Consider the following 19,057-nt stretch of genomic DNA (forward strand, 5'->3'; position numbering starts at 1 on the left):
AATGGCCATAAAATTAAATAAAAATTTCATTTAATGGTAACCAGGCGATCATAGTTTGAAAAATACTCATTTCTCTTCACCTTAGACCCTAGGCTTTGCGTCCTACCCTTTCGGATAGTTTGCCTTTATCTATTATACTAACTAAAATAGATAATACTATATATTTTTTCCTAACTCAATACATAACTTTTGATTCATAAAAAGAAAAACAGCAAATGACTATTTCGCCATCTGCTGTTTCTTCAAATCACTATGCTATTACATGTTTTTTAATTCTTCTAAACGTTTTAATACCACTGCATGTTTCTCTTCATAATCCGCTAATTTTTCGCGTTCTGCATTTACTAATGCTTCTGGAGCCTTTGAAACAAATTTTTCATTGGACAGCTTACCAGTAACAAGCTTCACTTCTTTCGCCCACTTTTCTAGTTCTTTTTCTAGACGTGCGATTTCTTCTTCTAGATTGATAAGACCTACAAGCGGTAAGAATAGCTCTGCTCCTGTTACGACTGCCGTCATTGATTGACTCGGAGCCTCTAAGCCTTCACCAATTGTTAACGTCTCAGGATTACAGAATTTTTCTAAGTAGGCTTTATTCGCTTCCAAAGTAGCAACTGTTGCACTATCTTTAGCAGAAATGAACAATGGTACTTTTTTGCTCATAGGTGTGTTAACTTCCGCACGAATATTACGCACCGAACGTATAATATCCATAAGGAGCTTCATATTGTCTGCTTCTTCAGCAAAGTGAAGATCCGTACGCACAGTAGGCCATGCTGCCACTGTAATTGACTCACCTTCATGAGGTAAATGTTGCCAAATTTCTTCTGTGATGAATGGCATAAACGGATGTAATAGACGCATTGTTTGGTCTAATACGTAAGCTAATATAGATCGAGTTGTTTTCTTAGCAGCCTCATCTTCACCATTCAGCGGTAGTTTCGCCATTTCAATATACCAAGAACAGAAATCATCCCAAATGAAATTATATAGTTCACGACCTACTTCACCAAACTCATAACGTTCTGCTAATGAAGTCACACGTTCAATTGTTTCATTCAAGCGCGTTAAAATCCATTTATCGGCTACTGATTTTTCACCAGTTAAGTCGATTTCATCATATGTCATTCCATCCATGTTCATAAGTGCGAAACGGGAAGCATTCCAAATTTTATTAGCAAAGTTCCAAACAGATTCTACTTTTTCCGTTGTATATCGTAAATCTTGACCTGGAGATGAACCTGTTGCTAAGAAATAACGCAGTGAATCCGCTCCGTATTTCTCAATAACATCCATTGGGTCCACACCATTACCAAGTGATTTACTCATCTTACGTCCTTCGCCATCACGTACTAATCCGTGGATTAATACATCTTTGAATGGGCGTTGTCCAGTAAATTCAATACCTTGGAAAATCATTCGAGATACCCAGAAGAAAATAATATCGTATCCTGTTACAAGCGTACTTGTTGGATAGTAACGTTGATATTCTTCATTTGCCTCGTCAGGCCAACCCATTGTAGAAAATGGCCATAGTGCTGATGAGAACCATGTATCTAACACATCTTCATCCTGTGTCCAATTTTCTGCGTCTGCAGGCGCTTCTTTACCTACGTAAATTTCACCTGTTTCATTGTGATACCATGCAGGAATTTGGTGTCCCCACCATAATTGGCGAGAGATACACCAGTCACGGATATTTTCCATCCAACGAGAATATGTGTTTTCAAAACGTGATGGAACGAAGTGAACTTTACCTTCCTCGTCTTTTTGCAGTTCTAAAGAGGCATCTGCAAGTGGTTGCATTTTAACGAACCATTGTGCTGAAAGATAAGGTTCTACAACTGCACCAGAACGTTCAGAATGTCCTACAGAGTGCATATGCTCTTCAATATTGATTAGGACACCTGCTTCTTGTAAATCGGCAACAATTTGCTTACGGCATTCAAAACGATCCATACCATTGTATTTACCCGCAAGTTCATTCATTGTGCCATCTTCGTTCATTACCAGAATACGTTCTAAGTTATGACGATTACCAACTTCAAAGTCGTTCGGATCATGAGCTGGTGTCATTTTTACTACACCTGTACCGAATTCCATATCAACATAATCATCTGCTACGATAGGAATTTCACGGCCCACGATTGGTAAAATAACCGTTTTACCGATTAAATGTTGGTAACGCTCATCTTTCGGGTGAACTGCTACGCCAGAGTCCCCAAGCATTGTTTCAGGACGTGTCGTTGCAACTTCCACATAGCCAGAACCATCTGCTAATGGGTACTTCATATGATAGAATGCACCTTGTACATCCTGATAGATAACTTCAATATCCGATAAGGCTGTTTTCGCTGCTGGGTCCCAGTTAATGATACGCTCCCCACGATAAATTAAGCCTTTTTCATATAATTGCACGAAAACCGTTTTAACGGCATCCGATAAACCTTTATCGAGTGTGAAACGTTCACGAGAGTAGTCTAATGCAAGGCCAAGCTTCGCCCATTGCGCGCGAATATGCCCAGCGTACTCCTCTTTCCATTTCCAAGTTTTTTCTAGGAATTTTTCACGTCCTAAATCATAACGTGTAATATTATCTTCACGTAGTTTTGCCTCTACTTTTGCTTGTGTAGCGATACCTGCATGGTCCATTCCTGGTAACCAAAGTGCATCATAACCTTGCATACGCTTCATACGAATTAATATATCTTGTAATGTTGTATCCCATGCATGACCAAGATGCAATTTCCCTGTTACGTTCGGTGGTGGAATAACGATTGAATAAGGTTCCTTCCCGCTTTCAGGTTGCGCTTCAAAAAATTTACCTTGTAGCCACCATTCATAGCGACCCGTTTCAATAGACTGCGGATCGTATTTCGTTGGCATTGAAATGTTTTCTGTCATATTGACTCCTCCTGTTGTGAAATAATTTTTGACATTTATGCGCTTAGGCAAGCTTCATAATTACCCGTCTTGATTTACCAGTGTATTCACATCAAATAAATCAGTGACAAATGCCTTTGGATTATTCGCTAATAAAATGCAGACATCTTTTTAGCAAATAAAAAAACTCCTATCGTCAACAAAAGGACGAAGGAGTTTAAGTTCGCGGTACCACCTTTAATTCCAGCAGAGTAAGATAAGCAACACTCGCACATCACTACTTCTCCTATTAGCGCACTTTAAATGCCCTTATACATTAAGAAGGAAGAATTCATGCTGGATGTCTTAAGCTTATTACAGCTGGCTCTCAATTCGTTAACGGTGTTTAACCGGCTTTAACTACTATTAGTTCACTAAAGCTGCTCGAGGGCTACGTTCGATTACGCACAAATAGAAACTTTTCAGCTACCGTTTCCTCTCTATAAATGCACAAATAATTTACTCTTCCCTGTCATAGCATCCATATTCAGCTTTCCACATTGTACCGCAAATTCATCTATTTTTTCAAGTGATTTAGTTAATTTCAGCTAGTCTTAAAAAAGTAAATAGAAAAGGAAGTGACTATTCATATGCGACGACGTAAGTATAACCCTTGGCTTTTACCACCTTGGCTACGACAATTCCGATTTTATTGTAGAACAATTATTGTACCGATTTGTGGTTTTCAGTTTATCCGTGTTATCATCATCCCAACTTCTGGCGATCTTATCATCTTATTACTTTTACTACTTCTATGCTATTTACTTTTAAAAGATATCATTTGATACACGAACTTTGAGCGGAGTATAGTCTTCTGTTAAATCCCAAATCATTGTTTCTACTTCATTCCAGGAACTTGATTCACGCACAGCAGAGTGACTGGAAGATTCTCTAAGGACAATTCTTTGTTGTTCGGCTGGTACCGATTGTTTAGCTTTTGCGGATGCTTCTACAGGTGTCGTTTTCATTACTTGGACAGTTTGCTCAATAAACGTAGACTCCTCTATAGGAAGTTGCGTCTTGGCTACAACAACCTGTTCCTCGACAACATCGACTTTTTCTACTACTGGCATTGGTATTGCGTCACTTCGAAATGTACTCGTCACTGTCCATTCAAGCTGACACATTTGATTGGACAGTATTGGACGAATGTCTTTCACCATTAAATCTTCAATCGCTGCCTCTTTTGGTAAATCAACATTTAATGGGACTGCATATTCAAAATAGCCAGTATCTCCTTGAATATCGAGTGCATCAATACTGATTAAATCTTCGGCATCCATGAACGTTTGCATGTCTTGAAAATCGAAGCGTACATGCGCTGTGATATGATAAATCCCATTTAATCTTAACGAGTCTTCTAATTGCATCGATTGCCATTGCGGCTTTATTTGCACAGCCGCAATTTCTGTTGGGCAACCATATCCCGGAAAACAAAATGTTTCACGCATACTCCAAGTTTTCTGTTCGATAATAATCCCTCCCTTAGCATCATATGAATTGCAATCAGAATGTATGCTAGCCAACGTTTGTTACAAGATTTTTACCAATAAAAAAGCATGCCTGATTTTAATTCAGGCATGCCTTTACGCTTATACGTTTACCATTTTAATTTTATTTGCTACGCGATCTGTCAACATTTGGGTAGCTTTTGGAACGATTGGCTTGAAGATTGGATTTAATACAGGACCAGCTAAGCCTCCTGCTGTAACTTCTAAAAAGCCTGTCATTTTTGTATTGTTTGCATCAATGCTTTCCGCTAAGAAATAGCCATTTCCTGTGAAATTATCTGATAGACCTTTTAATTCAAAAGTTACTTTTGAAGGTGCTGTCCACTCTAAAATTGTAATCTCTACTTCTACCGTTTTTTTCAGTACACCAACATTACCTTTAAATGTCCACGTAGAGTGTTTATCATCTATCATCGTATGTGCATTATAACCTGGGACAAGCTTTGCCCATTTTTCCATGTCACTCACGAATTCCCAAACATGTTCAATTGCTACGGGTACTTCTACTGTATGTGTGCCTGTTGCCATTTCAAAACCACTACTTTCTTTTCTGAATAGCTCTATTATAAACTAAAACGCCCACTATTTGGCTATGCTGAAAGTTTTAATTTTGACAAAAAAAAGCCACCCCAATGGATGGCTTTAGATCACTTATTTTGCTAATTGGGCAAACACTTTATGGAAAGCATCGACCGTTTTCGCGATATGTTCCTCTGTATGTGCAGTAGAAATAAATAATCCTTCAAATTGTGAAGGCGGTAAGAAAATACCTTCTTCTGCCATTAAACGGAAGTATTCCGCAAATAATTGTAAATCAGACGTTTTCGCTGAAGCAAAATCGATTACATCTTCGTTTGTAAAGAAGAAACCAATCATGGAGCCAGCGCGATTCACCGTATGTGGAATATTATACTTTGTAGCTGCAGCTCTAAATCCTGCTTCTAGTTGGTCTCCTAACTTTTTGAAATACTCATAGGCGTTTTCATCAAGTCGGGATAACGTTTCATAGCCTGCTGTCATTGCTAATGGATTACCTGATAATGTACCAGCTTGATAAATTGGACCTGCTGGTGCTACTTGCTCCATCACTTCCTTCTTACCCGCGAAAGCACCTACAGGTAGACCGCCGCCAATTACTTTCCCTAGCGTTGTCATATCTGGTGTTACAGCAAAGTAACCTTGCGCACAGCCATAGTCAACACGGAAGCCTGTCATAACCTCATCAAAGATTAGCAGCGCACCATGCTCTGTTGTTAATTCACGTAAGCCTTCTAGGAAACCTGGCTGTGGTGGGACAACGCCCATATTCCCTGCCACTGGCTCAACAATCACTGCCGCAAGCTCTGCACCAAATTTTTCAAATACTTGTTTAGCACCTTCTAAATCATTGTAAGCTACCGTTAATGTATTACGTGCAATATCTGCAGGTACACCAGGGCTATCAGGTAGGCCTAATGTCGCCACACCTGAACCAGCTTTTATCAATAATGAATCGCCATGACCATGATAAGAGCCTTCAAATTTTAAAATTTTGTCGCGACCAGTTACACCACGTGCTACACGTAATGCAGACATTGTTGCCTCTGTCCCTGACGATACAAAGCGAATCATCTCCATGCCAGGTAAACGTTCTAATACTAGCTTAGCTAAACGATTTTCTGTATAGCTAGGAGCTCCAAAAGAAGAACCTTTCGCTGCAGTTTCTGCAATGGCTTTTACAACTTCCGGATGAGTATGCCCTAAAATTAAAGGGCCCCATGATAGCACATAGTCAATATATTCATTGCCATCAATGTCTGTAATTATTGCACCATGACCAGATTCCATAAATATTGGATCCATATTTACTGATTTAAATGCACGTACGGGACTACTAACCCCACCTGGCATTAAGTTGATAGCTTCTGCATATGCTTGTTTTGATTTTTCGTAAGAACGCGCCATTATTTCTCCTCCAACCAACGTGCTACATCTTTAGCATGATAAGTGATAATTAAATCCGAGCCTGCTCGTTTCATACCTAGCAATGTTTCAAGCACTACTTTTTTCTCTTCAATCCAACCATTGATAGCTGCAGCTTTAATCATTGCATATTCACCAGAAACGTTATAAGCAACAATCGGTAATGTGTAGTTATTTTTCATATCTCGAATAATATCTAAATAGCTTAGGGCAGGTTTCACGATTAAGAAATCCGCACCTTCTTCAATATCAGATTCTGCTTCACGGAAAGCTTCCATGCGATTTGATGGGTCCATTTGGTATGATTTACGATCACCAAATTGTGGTGCTCCATCAGCCGCATCACGGAAAGGGCCGTAATAGCTCGATGCATATTTTACGGCATAGGACATAATTGGTACATTTTCAAAGCCCGCTGCGTCAAGACCAGTACGTATGGCAGTAACAAAGCCATCCATCATATTTGACGGTGCAATAATATCTGCACCAGCTTTTGCTTGTGATACGGCAGTACGTGCTAAAACATCTAAAGAAGCGTCATTTAAAATTTGATCGCCCTCAATCAAGCCGCAATGACCATGGTCTGTAAACTCACACAGACATGTATCAGCAATCACTAACAGCTCTGGATGACGCTCTTTAATAAGGCGTGTCGCTTCTTGAACAATTCCATGATCGTGGAAAGCACCTGTCCCCACTTCATCTTTTTCAGCTGGTAAACCAAATAAAATAACTGCTGGAATACCTAAAGCAACCACTTCATCCACTTCAGCACCAAGATTATCTAATGAGAATTGAAAAACACCTGGCATTGACTGAACTTCATTCTTAATATCTTCGCCTTCCATCACGAAAATAGGATAAATTAAGTCCTCTTTGTGTAAGTAAGTTTCTTTTACCATAGATCGTATCATTGCATTTGCGCGTAAACGACGATGTCTTTGAAATTGTAAATTTGTCATGTTCTTTCCTCTACTTTCGTTAATTCCTCGATGACTGCTTGCATTGTATAAATACTCGGCATAATGTCTACAGTTGCACCGTGGTTTACAATAGCTGCTTCTGTAATGTGTCCGATTGCCGCCACACGTACCGCTTTCCATCCAACGACTGACGCTACATCCATTGCATAGACATCTACAGCCGAAGGACTTGCAAAAATGACGGTAACATCTGAATGTTGCTGGATACAGTCGATAATTACTTGTTTTTGGTCGTGGCGCTCAATCGTTTCATAAACCGTCCATTCATTTAATTTGAAGGGCAACCCTTCCTTTAATGTCTTTTTCGCTTTTTCCCCACGAATAAATAAACATGTTGGATTGTGCCCTGCAACAATAGGAAACTCTTTAACAAATACATCGGCACTAAATATAGAAGGCATAAAGCTAACTTGAAAGCCTAACTTTTCTAATGCCGCAGTCGTTTTCGTTCCAATCGATGCAATGTTCCCTTGAAAATGGCTTGCACTTAAATGACAACGATTCATCTTACTAGCAAAAGCATCTACCGCATTTTGACTCGTAAAGATTAACCAGTTAAATTGACGTGCAAATTCTAATTGCACATCATCATTTCGATCAATTATTTCGCAAGTTTCTATTAATGGGGCAAAAACTGCCTGACCACCTAAAGCGGAAATATCGTCTCCAACTGTTGCTGTTTTAGACGTTCCAGTTAAAATAATTGTTTTACCCTGCAAAGGTAAATTATTTAGCATCTTGCTCTGCCTTAACACGTTGAATTAAATCATAGGCACCTTGTTTCGTTAACATGTCAGCTAGTTCATGACCAATTGCTTCGGCATCAGTACCTACTACAGTCTCTTTATAAATAACTGCTGCATCTGGTGCGGCAACTAGCCCTGTTAGTGTAATCTCTTCCCCATTATACTTGGCATAACCTGCGATAGGCACTTGACAACCACCGTCCATAGCAGCTAAGAAAGCACGTTCTGCATGTGCTTCTTTCCATGTAGCACTGTCAGTTAATTTTGCTAGTTCAGCTAATAATTCCGCATCGTCTTGTCGACATTCAATCCCTAAAGACCCTTGTGCTACAGCTGGAAGACAGTCCTCCACTGATAAAAACTCTGTTACGACATCATCGCTCCAGCCCAGTCTCTTTAAACCTGCCGCAGCTAAAATAATGGCATCATATTCATCTGTTTCAAGTTTTGCTAAACGTGTATCGACATTTCCGCGAATCCATTTTATTTCAATATCAGGACGCAATGTTAAGAGTTGAGCGCTTCGTCGTAGAGAGCTTGTCCCCACTACTGCTCCTGCAGGAAGATCTGCAAATTTCACATGACCTTTAGAAATAAATGCATCGCGCGCATCCTCACGAGGTGGAATACAACCAATAACTAAACCTTCTGGTAGTATGGCAGGCATGTCCTTCATCGAATGAACAGCAAAATCAATTTCCTTGTCAAAAAGCGCCTGTTCAATTTCTTTTACAAAAAGCCCTTTACCACCAACTTTAGAAAGTTGAACATCTAAAATTTGATCGCCTTTAGTTACAATTTCTTTTACTTCAAATTCAAACGGCGCACCTGCTGCCTTTAGCTCATTGATGAACCAATTTGTTTGCGTTAATGCTAATTTACTTCTCCTAGAACCTACAATAATTTTTCTCAACAGTCTCCAACCTTTCTTCTAATACCATAAATGGAATCGAGATAAGCTACTTCCTAAAAAGAAATTTACGACAACTAATAAGTAAGCATAAATATGAACCCATGCATAATTAGTACCCGTCAGCTTACTTTTGCGATTCACATATAAAATACAGCAATATAATACTAAAATAATAAAGGACCCTATTATCTTCGCATCAAAGATAGATAAACTCTCTAGTCTTAATAATGCCCATTCAAAGCCTAATATTAAACTTATGAATAACATTGGAATCCCTATAAAAAATGATACGTTCATCCAATTGCTCGTTTGCTGTAATGATGGCAAACGTGTCCATAATTGTGACCATTTTTTCTTTTTTAATAAGCGATATAAAACTAAATATAATATCGCAAACACAAAAGTTAACGTGAAAGCAGCATACGATAATATCGCAAATGAAATATGAATAAAGAGCATTTCCGAAATTAATGTATCGCCTACTGCTCCCGTTGGCCTTTTCGGCATAAATGTAAAAATACTAGCAAATAAAAATCCTAGTATATTGATAATAAATACTGGTAAATCGACTCTCGCTATACAATGGAGAATAATCGATAATGTTACTAGCAACCAAGAATAGAACAGAATTCCTTCATATAAGGATAATATCGGGAAACGCTTTGTTTCGATAAAAGTTAGTATAATAATGGCACTTTGAATTACCCATACAAATGAAACAAGCCAAAAAGCAATACGCCTTGCACGTACTTGTTTATAAAAGTAATCAGTAAAGTAAAACACTAGACTGATCGCATACAAGACGATCATCACTTCATAGAGCCTTGTCATTGTCAAATCAGCCAATGGACATCCCTTCTTTATTTCAAAAAGTGCTAAAGCTACTATAAACAGTATCCCAGCCTAAAAAAGACGTTTTCGTATCTTTAGTTTACCATACAGATACGAAAACGCCTCATGTAATTTCAAGTTCGCACACGTCAGCAAAACCATGCAATAAGCAAAAAATTGCTACATGACTCAAATCGTGAGCCTCAAGCGATTGTGGAGCTCGAATGTCTAGACATCTTAGAAAGAGTACTTTGGTTCAGTAGGTGTTTGCGATGATCGTAAACGTTCTTTACGCTCAAGCTCTTGCTTGCTCATCATATCCACTTCATCTTCCACAGCATCCTCTATGCCAAAAATTTGTTGGAATAAACGTAACTGTTCATTTGCTTTTGGTGAATTTGCCATTTCCTTAGCTTGTAAAATTGGCTCTTTTAACAATTGATTTATGATTGATTTTGTATGCTTACTTAAAATCTTACGTTCTCGATCCGTTAACTCTGGCATTTTATTTTCAATACTGACCATTGTTTCTTGTTGAATTTGGTTTGCTTTTTTACGTAAAGCTGAAATGACTGGCACGACACCAAGCGTTGCAAACCAATCTTTAAATTGAACAACCTCTTTATCAATCATTTGTGTAATTTCCGCTGCCGCACGTTCGCGCTCTGCCAAGTTAGCTTCAACAATACCTTGTAAATCATCGATATCATATAAGAATACGTTTGGCAGATCACCAACACGTGGATCAATATCACGGGGTACCGCAATGTCGACCATAAACAGTGGTTTACCTTTACGCAGACGTTCAACAAGTTGCATTAGCTCATAATCAATGACAAAATCTGTAGCACCTGTGGACGTAATTAAAATATCCGCTTCAAGTAGTGAGCATTGTAATTCCCTCATTGACTTCGCTTCACCTTGGAACTTGGCTGCTAAACTTTCAGCTTTTTCAAAAGTACGATTAATAACCGTCACTTTTCCTACGCCGTTACCATACAAGTTCTCGATAGCAAGTTCACCCATTTTACCTGCCCCTAAAATAGCGACGTGCTTGCGTTGTAAAGATCCAAAAATTTTCTTTGCTAATTCTACTGCTGCATAAGAAACAGATACCGCATTCTCCCCAATAGCTGTTTCACTATGTGCTCGCTTCGCAAATGTAACTGCTTGTTTAAATAACTGATTGTAGACCGTACCTGTCGTCCCAATCTCTTGTCCATTTAAGAAGCTTTTTTTCACTTGTCCTAAAATTTGTGTTTCACCAAGCACCATTGAATCAATTCCAGCTGTTACTTTAAATAAATGTTCTAATGCCTCATCTTCTTCTCGAATTGTTAAGTAAGAAGAAAAAGTCTCCACAGGCAAGTTGAACCAATTTGCTAAAAATTGCTTCACAAAGTGACGTCCAGTATGCAATTGATCGACGACTGCATATATTTCTGTTCGATTACAAGTTGAAACGATAACATTTTCCAATATGCTTTTTTGTTTTTGCAGCGCTTCCATTGCTTGCGGTAACTCGCTTTCTACGAAAGATAGCTTTTCCCTAATTTCAACTGGCGCTGATTTATAATTCAAGCCTACTACGATGGTATGCATGAATAACACCTCACACGTTCTAATTCACAAATCTCATTATAGCACAGTTCGACAATAGTTCATCTATTATTTGTGAACATGTCATGAAGAACTATAATTCATTTTCTACTTTAGAATTATTATAAACTAAGTTTAACAAATTATACGTATTGTATCAAATTTAAAAACTGCACACTAGCTAATGCCGTTCCACTATGTCAAGGAAATTTCAAAAATAGAATGTTCTGCTAGATAGCTTTCTCTAAAAATGGCACTTACCTCTTTTACATAATAGAAAAAGACTGTAGACAAACTAAGCATATTGTCGTCTACAGTCGAATAGCTCTACATTGAGAGCTTTTATGAATTTGTAATTTTAACGGTTTTCTGCGAAATTATTTTTCCGTCTTTATCATAAGCTAAAAACTCGATGTCGCCATTGACTTTAAAATCAACCATAGTTTGGACATTTTTTGTCAACATAAACACACTATCGCTTCGCTTTTTAAGATCAAATTGAACATCACCGCTGACAGAGGAATAACGAACAACGACATTTGCAACATTTGAACAATTACTATCAATTCTTGCATTCATTGTAATATAGCCTTTTCGTATGGATACTGCTGCTTCCTCAAATAAATCATCAGGGTTGATACAGCTCGATGGCGCAGTTTTACATAGAATCGCATCAATTATTTTTTGAGCGACCTGATGGAACTGGTAATTATCAATTGCATGATAGTAAGTGCCACCTGTTTCTGTAGCCATTTGTGTAAGTATTGCCTCATTAATTTGGTTTTTCTTACCCATACTTACAGTGTAAATTTTAATGCCTTTCTTTTTCGCATCGTTAATAACTTTCGTCATCTTCGATTTACTAGTTTTTCCATCAGATACAACAATAATGGATTTCGAAGTTTTAGTATCATTCGAGAACTTAGTAAGAGCCAATTCTATACCCGTAAAGATATCTGTAGCTCCCTTATCCGTCGATGTACGATACAGGTCTTTCTTTAGGACATTTTCTGTACTGCCTTCACCTAATACTGTTGCGCTTGTATTCGTTTCAATGACAATATTATTTTTTGCCTGAATTTGATTGATTAATTCCATCATTTTTGTGCCGCGATAATTCGTTTGGTCGATACGTTTCATAGAAGAAGAATAATCCACTACATATGCGACTTCAGTTGCTAAACTACAAGCATTTTTACTAAAGTAAGGATTTGTAAAGATTTCTTTCGTAATCGTTTTATCCGTAATAGACTTCAATATTGTTGCATAACGAGGGTCAACTTTATTGACAAGTGTAGCTTCTATTTTAGATTTCCCATAAATGATCGAGTCAAAGTAAGCTACCGCAGTCCCTGGACCACCTGTATTATTCAAATAATCCGAAGTATTTGTGACAAAGGATGCCGTTTTTTCTACACCATCAAATTTGATTTTTACAGTTCCTTGATAGTCCGTAATTGGTTCCCCACCTGGACGCACTAACGTTACCATAACTTGTGTATATCGGTCCTTACCAGATGGTCTTGCCGCAGCATCTGCACTTTCTTTTAACGCCTCAACACGTTTTTTATAAGCTTCTACTTGTCCTAGCAATTTACCGCCTTGGTATTTTAATAATACTGTACGTTCATAGTTACTTAAGCCCGTTAATATAGCATAAATTTTCATCACACTATCATAATGCTCTAATGTTAAATTCTTTTCTTCCGGCATATATTTCGGACTCATTAACTGAATAATCGTACCGACTGGATTAATATTTTCCACTTGTGAAGCAATATTATCATCAATTCCTTGGATGCGATAAATCGGGCGACCATCCTCTGAAATCATATACATAATCTCAGTCTTCGCTGGTGTTGTCACAGAATCTTTTAGACGATCGTTCAATATTTTTTCAAATAAATATACAGAGATATTATAGTTTTCGAATTGTAAAATCGCATTCTCATAACCGAGAGCGGGATACTTCGGATCCGCGCCACCATATTGTAAATACATATTTTGTACAACGCCTAGAGAATTGGTAACATTCGTTTGTTGTCCGATACTAAAACGTTTTTCATCTGCATCAGGATTTAATGGCACGGGACCATAAACATCAATGACATTTTCAGTGAAAAACTCAGGTGGCTTTTCGTATTGTACATAAGGTGGTGTTACAGTACCGTTGTCATCTGTATTCGTTGGGTCATATACTTTAAAATCAATGCGCAATTCTGGCTGCGGCGCGTAACGCACGTGTGCATTTAATTTTTCTCCAACAAGACACTTCATGCTAGGGTCTGTGTTGTTAATAAGTTCAAAACTTATCGTATCACGTACTGATTTTGTTAGCTTTTTCGCTTTCACAAATGCTGTTACAGTTGAACCGTCCGATTGAACGTTGCGAACAGCTTCTCCAGCTGAATTGACAATATCTGCTCCCTCTGAAGACGTCACTCGGAACGTATAGGACTTATCATCAGCAATTGGGTCACCGTTACATGCCTTTAAAGATACTGTAATCGGCGTCATATCCTCACCGTTTGCAATTAAATCTGGTTTTTCAACTTCAATACTTTGCAGGGCATTATTAACGTAGTCAGGACCTGTAAAATCACTATCATTATCCTTGGGTTCTTCAAACTCTCCGCTATTTGAACCCATAAAGCCTGCTGGTAACGTTATTTTATCATTATCACGACCTGCCGCAGATTTTTTTAAACCTAGGACAGCAAAGGAACCATTTTGTACACTACGATATAAAAACTCGGCTGCATCACCACGAGATAGTTTCGTAGAGGGATTAAAATCAGCAAATGTTTTTTTGCCTGTACTGCCAGTTGAAATATCATTTGTATATAAATATTGGACTGCCTGCGGTTCATCTAAATCTAATCCTTTAAATGCAGCATATATACGTGCAAAGTGACCGCGTGTAATGGCTTTTGAACGATTTGCCATTACATGTGTTCCCTCGAATGGCAAATATAAATCACTATAAAAATTATAGGCAACACTTTCGTTATAGGATAACGCATAGTTTTTATCAAGCTTTGCAAACATTGTGACAAGCTCTCGCTCTGTTACTTGTTCGTTTGGCAAAAAGTTATTCGCACTATTTAATGCTAGTAAATCATTATCGACTGCCCAAGAAATAGCTTTGTATTTACTATCCGTTGTTGGCACATCTTGGATTGTAGTAGCAGCTAGTGAGACCATTGGTGTTACAGTCATAAAGGCTAGTACAAAGCAGGCCAATAATAGCAATGCCTTTTTCGCATATTGCATTCATTTCAGTCCTTTCATTAGTTAAAGAATAATATATCGTCTCGGTAGTTTTGTTTTAAATCATTCTCTAAATAGTTTAAGAAACGCTCAAGCACAGCCGATGCTTGGGCACGAGTTAATGGTTGGTTTGGATTAAATCGACCTGTTACAGGGTCGCCTGTCATAAGACCAAGCTCATTGACGATATAAATACCATCTCTTGAATAGTTAGGAATTTGTGCATCGTCTTTAAATTTTGTAACATAACCAGGATCTGGCGCTTTGTTTTCAAGCCCTAATGCACGGACAAATATTGCCGCAGCTTGCGCACGTGTAATTGGATTATCTGGTTTGAAATAATCTGGTGTCACACCATTAATAATGCCTTTATTGACTGCCGATTCAATATAGGCGTAATCTTTAATCGTACGTTTAACATCTTTAAAGACACTTGTAGATGTTTTTTTCGTATTCTTTTCTTCCATAACACGAAGATCGACTGCTTTACCAATTGCGATAGTAAAGTCAATTCGTTTCATCGGCGTATTTGGTGAAAAGAAATTACTTGTATCGGAATAGATACCTAATGAGTATAGTTTTTCAATAGCAGCTTTTGCATAATGATTCGATAAATCACGGAATTTCGGAATGATCAGACGTTCGATAGTCGGCGTAAATTCTGTATTTAAATCCACTTTACCTTTTTGTCCAGAAGCTAAATCATACGTATATTCTGAAATTACGTCCTTTTCGCTAACGACCGCATAGCCTCCATCAAAGCTAGCTAAACTGCCTGGATTTTCCTCATAATTGAGCACACGTGATTTGCTTGTTGATAGGCGATTTTTCACATGGCTTGTTGTACCATCACTGTACGAATAAACAGATTCTGTAATTTGAGTTTCTGTAGCTCCCCAGAAATTTTCGTACCCTGCATGACGACTATCTGTTTCTATTGTTACAGTATTTGTTTTTGCGTTGTTGCCTGAGCCTGTCTGATAGGTATATGTTTTTCTTGAAATAACATTTCCTGAGTAGTAATCAGATGCTGCGCGGTTATCTGTTACAGTTCCTTGTGAAAACTGGTAGTCTGCTAATGTATACGTTATTCTGCCGACGACAATTTTCTCAGCGTACTTTTTCACAACTCCATTCGATGTCTTTTGCCCAATCGTAGCATAGTTAACAACATCTGATTCATATGCAATATTTCTTGTTAATGTCGCGCCATTACTTGCTTTTAATTTTAAATTATACGTTTCTGTTAATTTCCCTTTTGATTCTTTTTGAGTAATTTTAATATCTTTACTCGTACCTTTAAAAATAATTGGTGTTCCAGTAATGAACACGGCTTCTTCATATGTATATTCATTTTTCACGGCACCAGTCGTTTCCACCGATGTGGCAGAAGCATCTGCTAGTATACTAGTCCCCATAACGAACACCATCATAAAGGCTAACAGCACTTTCAATACATGTTTTCGCATCTGTTTTTCCCTCTCTTTCTTCCCATGCATATGCACAGATGAAGCTATCCCTACATAGAGAGATAGCTTCTATCTTATTAATCTACTAGAATAAAATGTGCCTTTACAAAACGGTCAGATAGCACGACTAAACGATCGGAAGGTTTCAAATCAGATGGTTGAATAACTTTCCCTGCTTTAATGAGCGTCGCTTGATCAATATTCATATCAACCATTTGGCCCGCCTCATACCAACGACCATTTTGCCATTGACTCACACTTTTCACATTAATAGTAGCTGGATATGTCGATTTTACTGACTGAAGTTTACCTACTAGCATTAATGGAGCAACTGGTTTTGCATTATCTAACATGTGAAGAGCTTGTACATGCCCATTGTTCACATAGAAGTAACCATAATCCCCTTCTGATAAATACAGTTCAATATCTGGCATGACACTGTATGTTTTATTGCCATCATCAACCATTGCCTTTGTCGTATTACTCACAGATAGTACAGTCTTATCTGTTTTCTTGAAAACATTTGATTCGATTTTCATTGCATCATCAATTTCAATTAAATAGCCATCTGCTTGAATTAAACGACCATAATACAATTCATGTGATGCTAAGTTTGGTGACATAAAGCTATCGCTTGTTACATCCACCACTTGTGCATAATGATCACGAGCAGTACCGTCAGTAATAACAAAGGCAGTACCATATGCTAATAATCCAGTTGGTTGAACAAAACGGCCATTCCGAATTAAAATCGATCCATCGTGGAAGTACAGCGTACCCGCATTTTTCAGCTTTAATAATTGGTAATCTGTATCGACTGCAATCATTGGCTCATAGTACGTACGTTCATTATTTTTCAATACAACAATCTTCTCAATAACCTCTTTACCAAATTGCTTCACTGTCGCGTAATATGCTTCGCTACCAATATAATTTTTCAACTGGCCCTTTTCTATTTTCGTATTTCCAACGTAAATAGGCACCTTTGTAGAAAAACTCATTGTAGATAGTGCAGTTGTTGACGCTGTACCAAATTGCCAGTTCACAAAGGCATTTTGATTTTTAAGCGTTAATTTGTTTGCATTGATATTAACCGATTGTATTTCACCTTTGTACAGGTTTTCAACTAATGTTCCCGTCTCACTAATATCTACTTTTGTCACAATCGAAGTACTAGTATTTTTCAGATGAAGCTTTACACGATCTCCTACATACAGCCCACTAATATCAACTGATGAGGAAGCTTTTTGAAACGCTGTGTCCTTATTCAAATAATATGTAGTTTCTTTACCGACATCTGGCTTTACCATAATGAACATACCATTTGGATCAATGCTTGTGATTACGCCGGCTATCGTTTTAGGATTTTGTGCGACTGTTGTCGTTTCCTCAGTAGTGTTGGAAGTACCACGAAGCTCCACTACACTACGCAGGGAGATTTCAGCTTCTACTTTCATACCCAGTTTAAAACCTTCAATCGTTGTTTCCGTATTATTAATGTACAGGCGGGCACTATTGCTAATATTGTACGTTACTTGGCGACCACTCGCATTTTCTAAAGTGATTTTACTTAGCTGTTTTTCTACTTGCCCGCTTGCATTCGTATATTCTGAATACGTTACATCTACGAAGGTTCCTGTTACTAACTGTGCGGCCTGAACAGTTGGTATTGATGGTAAACTAAATACCATTAAACATAGAACAATCAATATGTATGGAATCTTCTTCAACAATTCCCGCCTCCTTATAAAATTGTTATTTATAAATAGTATATCGTATTATTGGTAGTTTTTCTTATTCAAAAAGTTACATTTTCACATGTTTTTCTATTTTTTCGAATCTACCATAGACAAAAAGGTAGAGGTAGCTTCCAATTTCAAGCTACCCTGTAAACATCATACTTGGATATCAATTGTATGTCCGGCTGTTGGATGTGGAGCATCTAACATTTCAACTAACTGTTCAGTATTTTGCTGTTGCATCTCCATCGCTTGCTTTGTAACAGCTAAAGAGACATTTTGCATAAGATTTGATTGATTCATTGCGATTGATAAAGCTGCAATATCCATTCTAGTCCACCTCCTATTTCATTTATCGGCTAATTTTAGCGTTCATCAAGCAATTTTCTTATATTTGTCCATAACTTTCATGCTAGTAATAAAAAAGTTTCAAAGCGCTTTTCATGAAAAATAATTGCTACGATATGCTTCTTCAAAATGCAAAAAAACATCTACTGTGCTACATAAGATGCAATAGATGTTTTTAGTTTACATTTTATTTTCAATTGTACGCCAAGCTTCTTCAAAACCGATGCCTTTTTCAGAAGAGAACACAATGAGCGGATCATTTTTATCCATATCTAATGTTTCCTTGACAACTTTTTTGTGCTTATCCCACTTACCTTTTGGAATTTTATCTGCCTTCGTTGCAATTACGATACAAGGGATACTGTAATGTTTTAAAAAATCATACATCATACGATCATCAGCAGTTGGAGGATGACGTAAGTCTACAATTTGAACGACCGCTTTTAATTCTTCACGGCCCGTAATGTAACGTTCAATCATTTTCCCCCAAGCTTCACGCTCTGTTTTTGAGACTTTGGCATAACCATATCCCGGAACATCGACGAAAAACAGTTGTTCTTCGATTTTGTAAAAATTTAGCGTTTGGGTCTTCCCAGGTTTAGAAGAAATACGCGCTAACGCTTTACGTCCAATCATTCTGTTAATAAAAGATGATTTCCCAACATTTGAGCGACCTGCTAATGCAAATTCTGGCAGTCCATCTTCTGGGTATTGGTCCGGTCTTACTGCACTTATGACCATTTCGACATTATGGACTTTCATTT

At 37.8% G+C, this 19,057-nt stretch carries 14 protein-coding genes, 1 riboswitch and 1 other annotated feature; all 14 genes read right to left on the minus strand.

Going from position 1 to position 19,057, the window contains the following annotated elements:
* Positions 1-32: 32 nt before the first annotated feature.
* A riboswitch (cyclic di-GMP riboswitch) is annotated at positions 33-134 on the minus strand.
* A 124-nt stretch (positions 135-258) separates the two neighbouring features.
* Positions 259-2,904, minus strand: coding sequence for a valine--tRNA ligase (locus tag MKY08_RS15475; RefSeq protein WP_069508605.1), 2,646 nt, complete (start codon positions 2,902-2,904; stop codon positions 259-261).
* 179 nt (positions 2,905-3,083) lie between these two features.
* Positions 3,084-3,407, minus strand: a binding site (T-box leader).
* A gap of 282 nt (positions 3,408-3,689) precedes the next feature.
* Complete coding sequence (locus tag MKY08_RS15480; RefSeq protein WP_069508606.1) at positions 3,690-4,373, minus strand: valyl-tRNA synthetase; 684 nt, start codon at positions 4,371-4,373, stop codon at positions 3,690-3,692.
* Between the two features lie 141 nt (positions 4,374-4,514).
* Positions 4,515-4,961 (minus strand): SRPBCC family protein, encoded by a 447-nt coding sequence (locus tag MKY08_RS15485; RefSeq protein WP_069508608.1) that lies wholly within the window; start codon positions 4,959-4,961, stop codon positions 4,515-4,517.
* A gap of 123 nt (positions 4,962-5,084) precedes the next feature.
* Positions 5,085-6,377, minus strand: a complete 1,293-nt coding sequence (gene hemL / locus MKY08_RS15490; RefSeq protein ID WP_069508610.1) for a glutamate-1-semialdehyde 2,1-aminomutase — start codon at positions 6,375-6,377, stop codon at positions 5,085-5,087.
* Entirely contained in the window at positions 6,377-7,357 is a 981-nt protein-coding gene (hemB, locus tag MKY08_RS15495; RefSeq protein ID WP_069508612.1) for a porphobilinogen synthase, read from the minus strand. Before hemB ends, hemL begins: the two co-directional genes overlap by 1 nt.
* A complete protein-coding gene (locus MKY08_RS15500; RefSeq protein WP_069508614.1) occupies positions 7,354-8,115 on the minus strand; it encodes a uroporphyrinogen-III synthase in 762 nt (253 codons plus the stop codon). Before MKY08_RS15500 ends, hemB begins: the two co-directional genes overlap by 4 nt.
* A complete protein-coding gene (hemC, locus tag MKY08_RS15505; RefSeq protein WP_069508616.1) occupies positions 8,105-9,037 on the minus strand; it encodes a hydroxymethylbilane synthase in 933 nt (310 codons plus the stop codon). Before hemC ends, MKY08_RS15500 begins: the two co-directional genes overlap by 11 nt.
* A gap of 18 nt (positions 9,038-9,055) precedes the next feature.
* On the minus strand, positions 9,056-9,883 hold the full coding sequence (gene ccsA, locus MKY08_RS15510; RefSeq protein WP_024363203.1) for a cytochrome c biogenesis protein CcsA: 828 nt from the start codon (positions 9,881-9,883) through the stop codon (positions 9,056-9,058).
* A 222-nt stretch (positions 9,884-10,105) separates the two neighbouring features.
* Entirely contained in the window at positions 10,106-11,470 is a 1,365-nt protein-coding gene (gene hemA / locus MKY08_RS15515; RefSeq protein ID WP_069508618.1) for a glutamyl-tRNA reductase, read from the minus strand.
* Positions 11,471-11,809: 339 nt separating this feature from the next.
* Positions 11,810-14,740, minus strand: coding sequence for a VWA domain-containing protein (locus MKY08_RS15520; protein ID WP_069508620.1), 2,931 nt, complete (start codon positions 14,738-14,740; stop codon positions 11,810-11,812).
* 17 nt (positions 14,741-14,757) lie between these two features.
* A complete protein-coding gene (locus tag MKY08_RS15525; RefSeq protein WP_069508622.1) occupies positions 14,758-16,206 on the minus strand; it encodes an S-layer homology domain-containing protein in 1,449 nt (482 codons plus the stop codon).
* Between the two features lie 77 nt (positions 16,207-16,283).
* Complete coding sequence (locus tag MKY08_RS15530) at positions 16,284-17,936, minus strand: hypothetical protein (protein WP_069508624.1); 1,653 nt, start codon at positions 17,934-17,936, stop codon at positions 16,284-16,286.
* Positions 17,937-18,101: 165 nt separating this feature from the next.
* Positions 18,102-18,275: a YjfB family protein gene (locus MKY08_RS15535; protein ID WP_080653334.1), complete on the minus strand. Its 174-nt coding sequence runs from the start codon at positions 18,273-18,275 to the stop codon at positions 18,102-18,104.
* A 198-nt stretch (positions 18,276-18,473) separates the two neighbouring features.
* Complete coding sequence (yihA, locus tag MKY08_RS15540) at positions 18,474-19,055, minus strand: ribosome biogenesis GTP-binding protein YihA/YsxC (protein ID WP_024363208.1); 582 nt, start codon at positions 19,053-19,055, stop codon at positions 18,474-18,476.
* Positions 19,056-19,057 lie beyond the last annotated feature (2 nt).

The sequence above is a fragment of the Lysinibacillus sp. FSL M8-0337 genome (assembly GCF_038593855.1).
Lineage (GTDB): Bacteria > Bacillota > Bacilli > Bacillales_A > Planococcaceae > Lysinibacillus > Lysinibacillus sphaericus_D.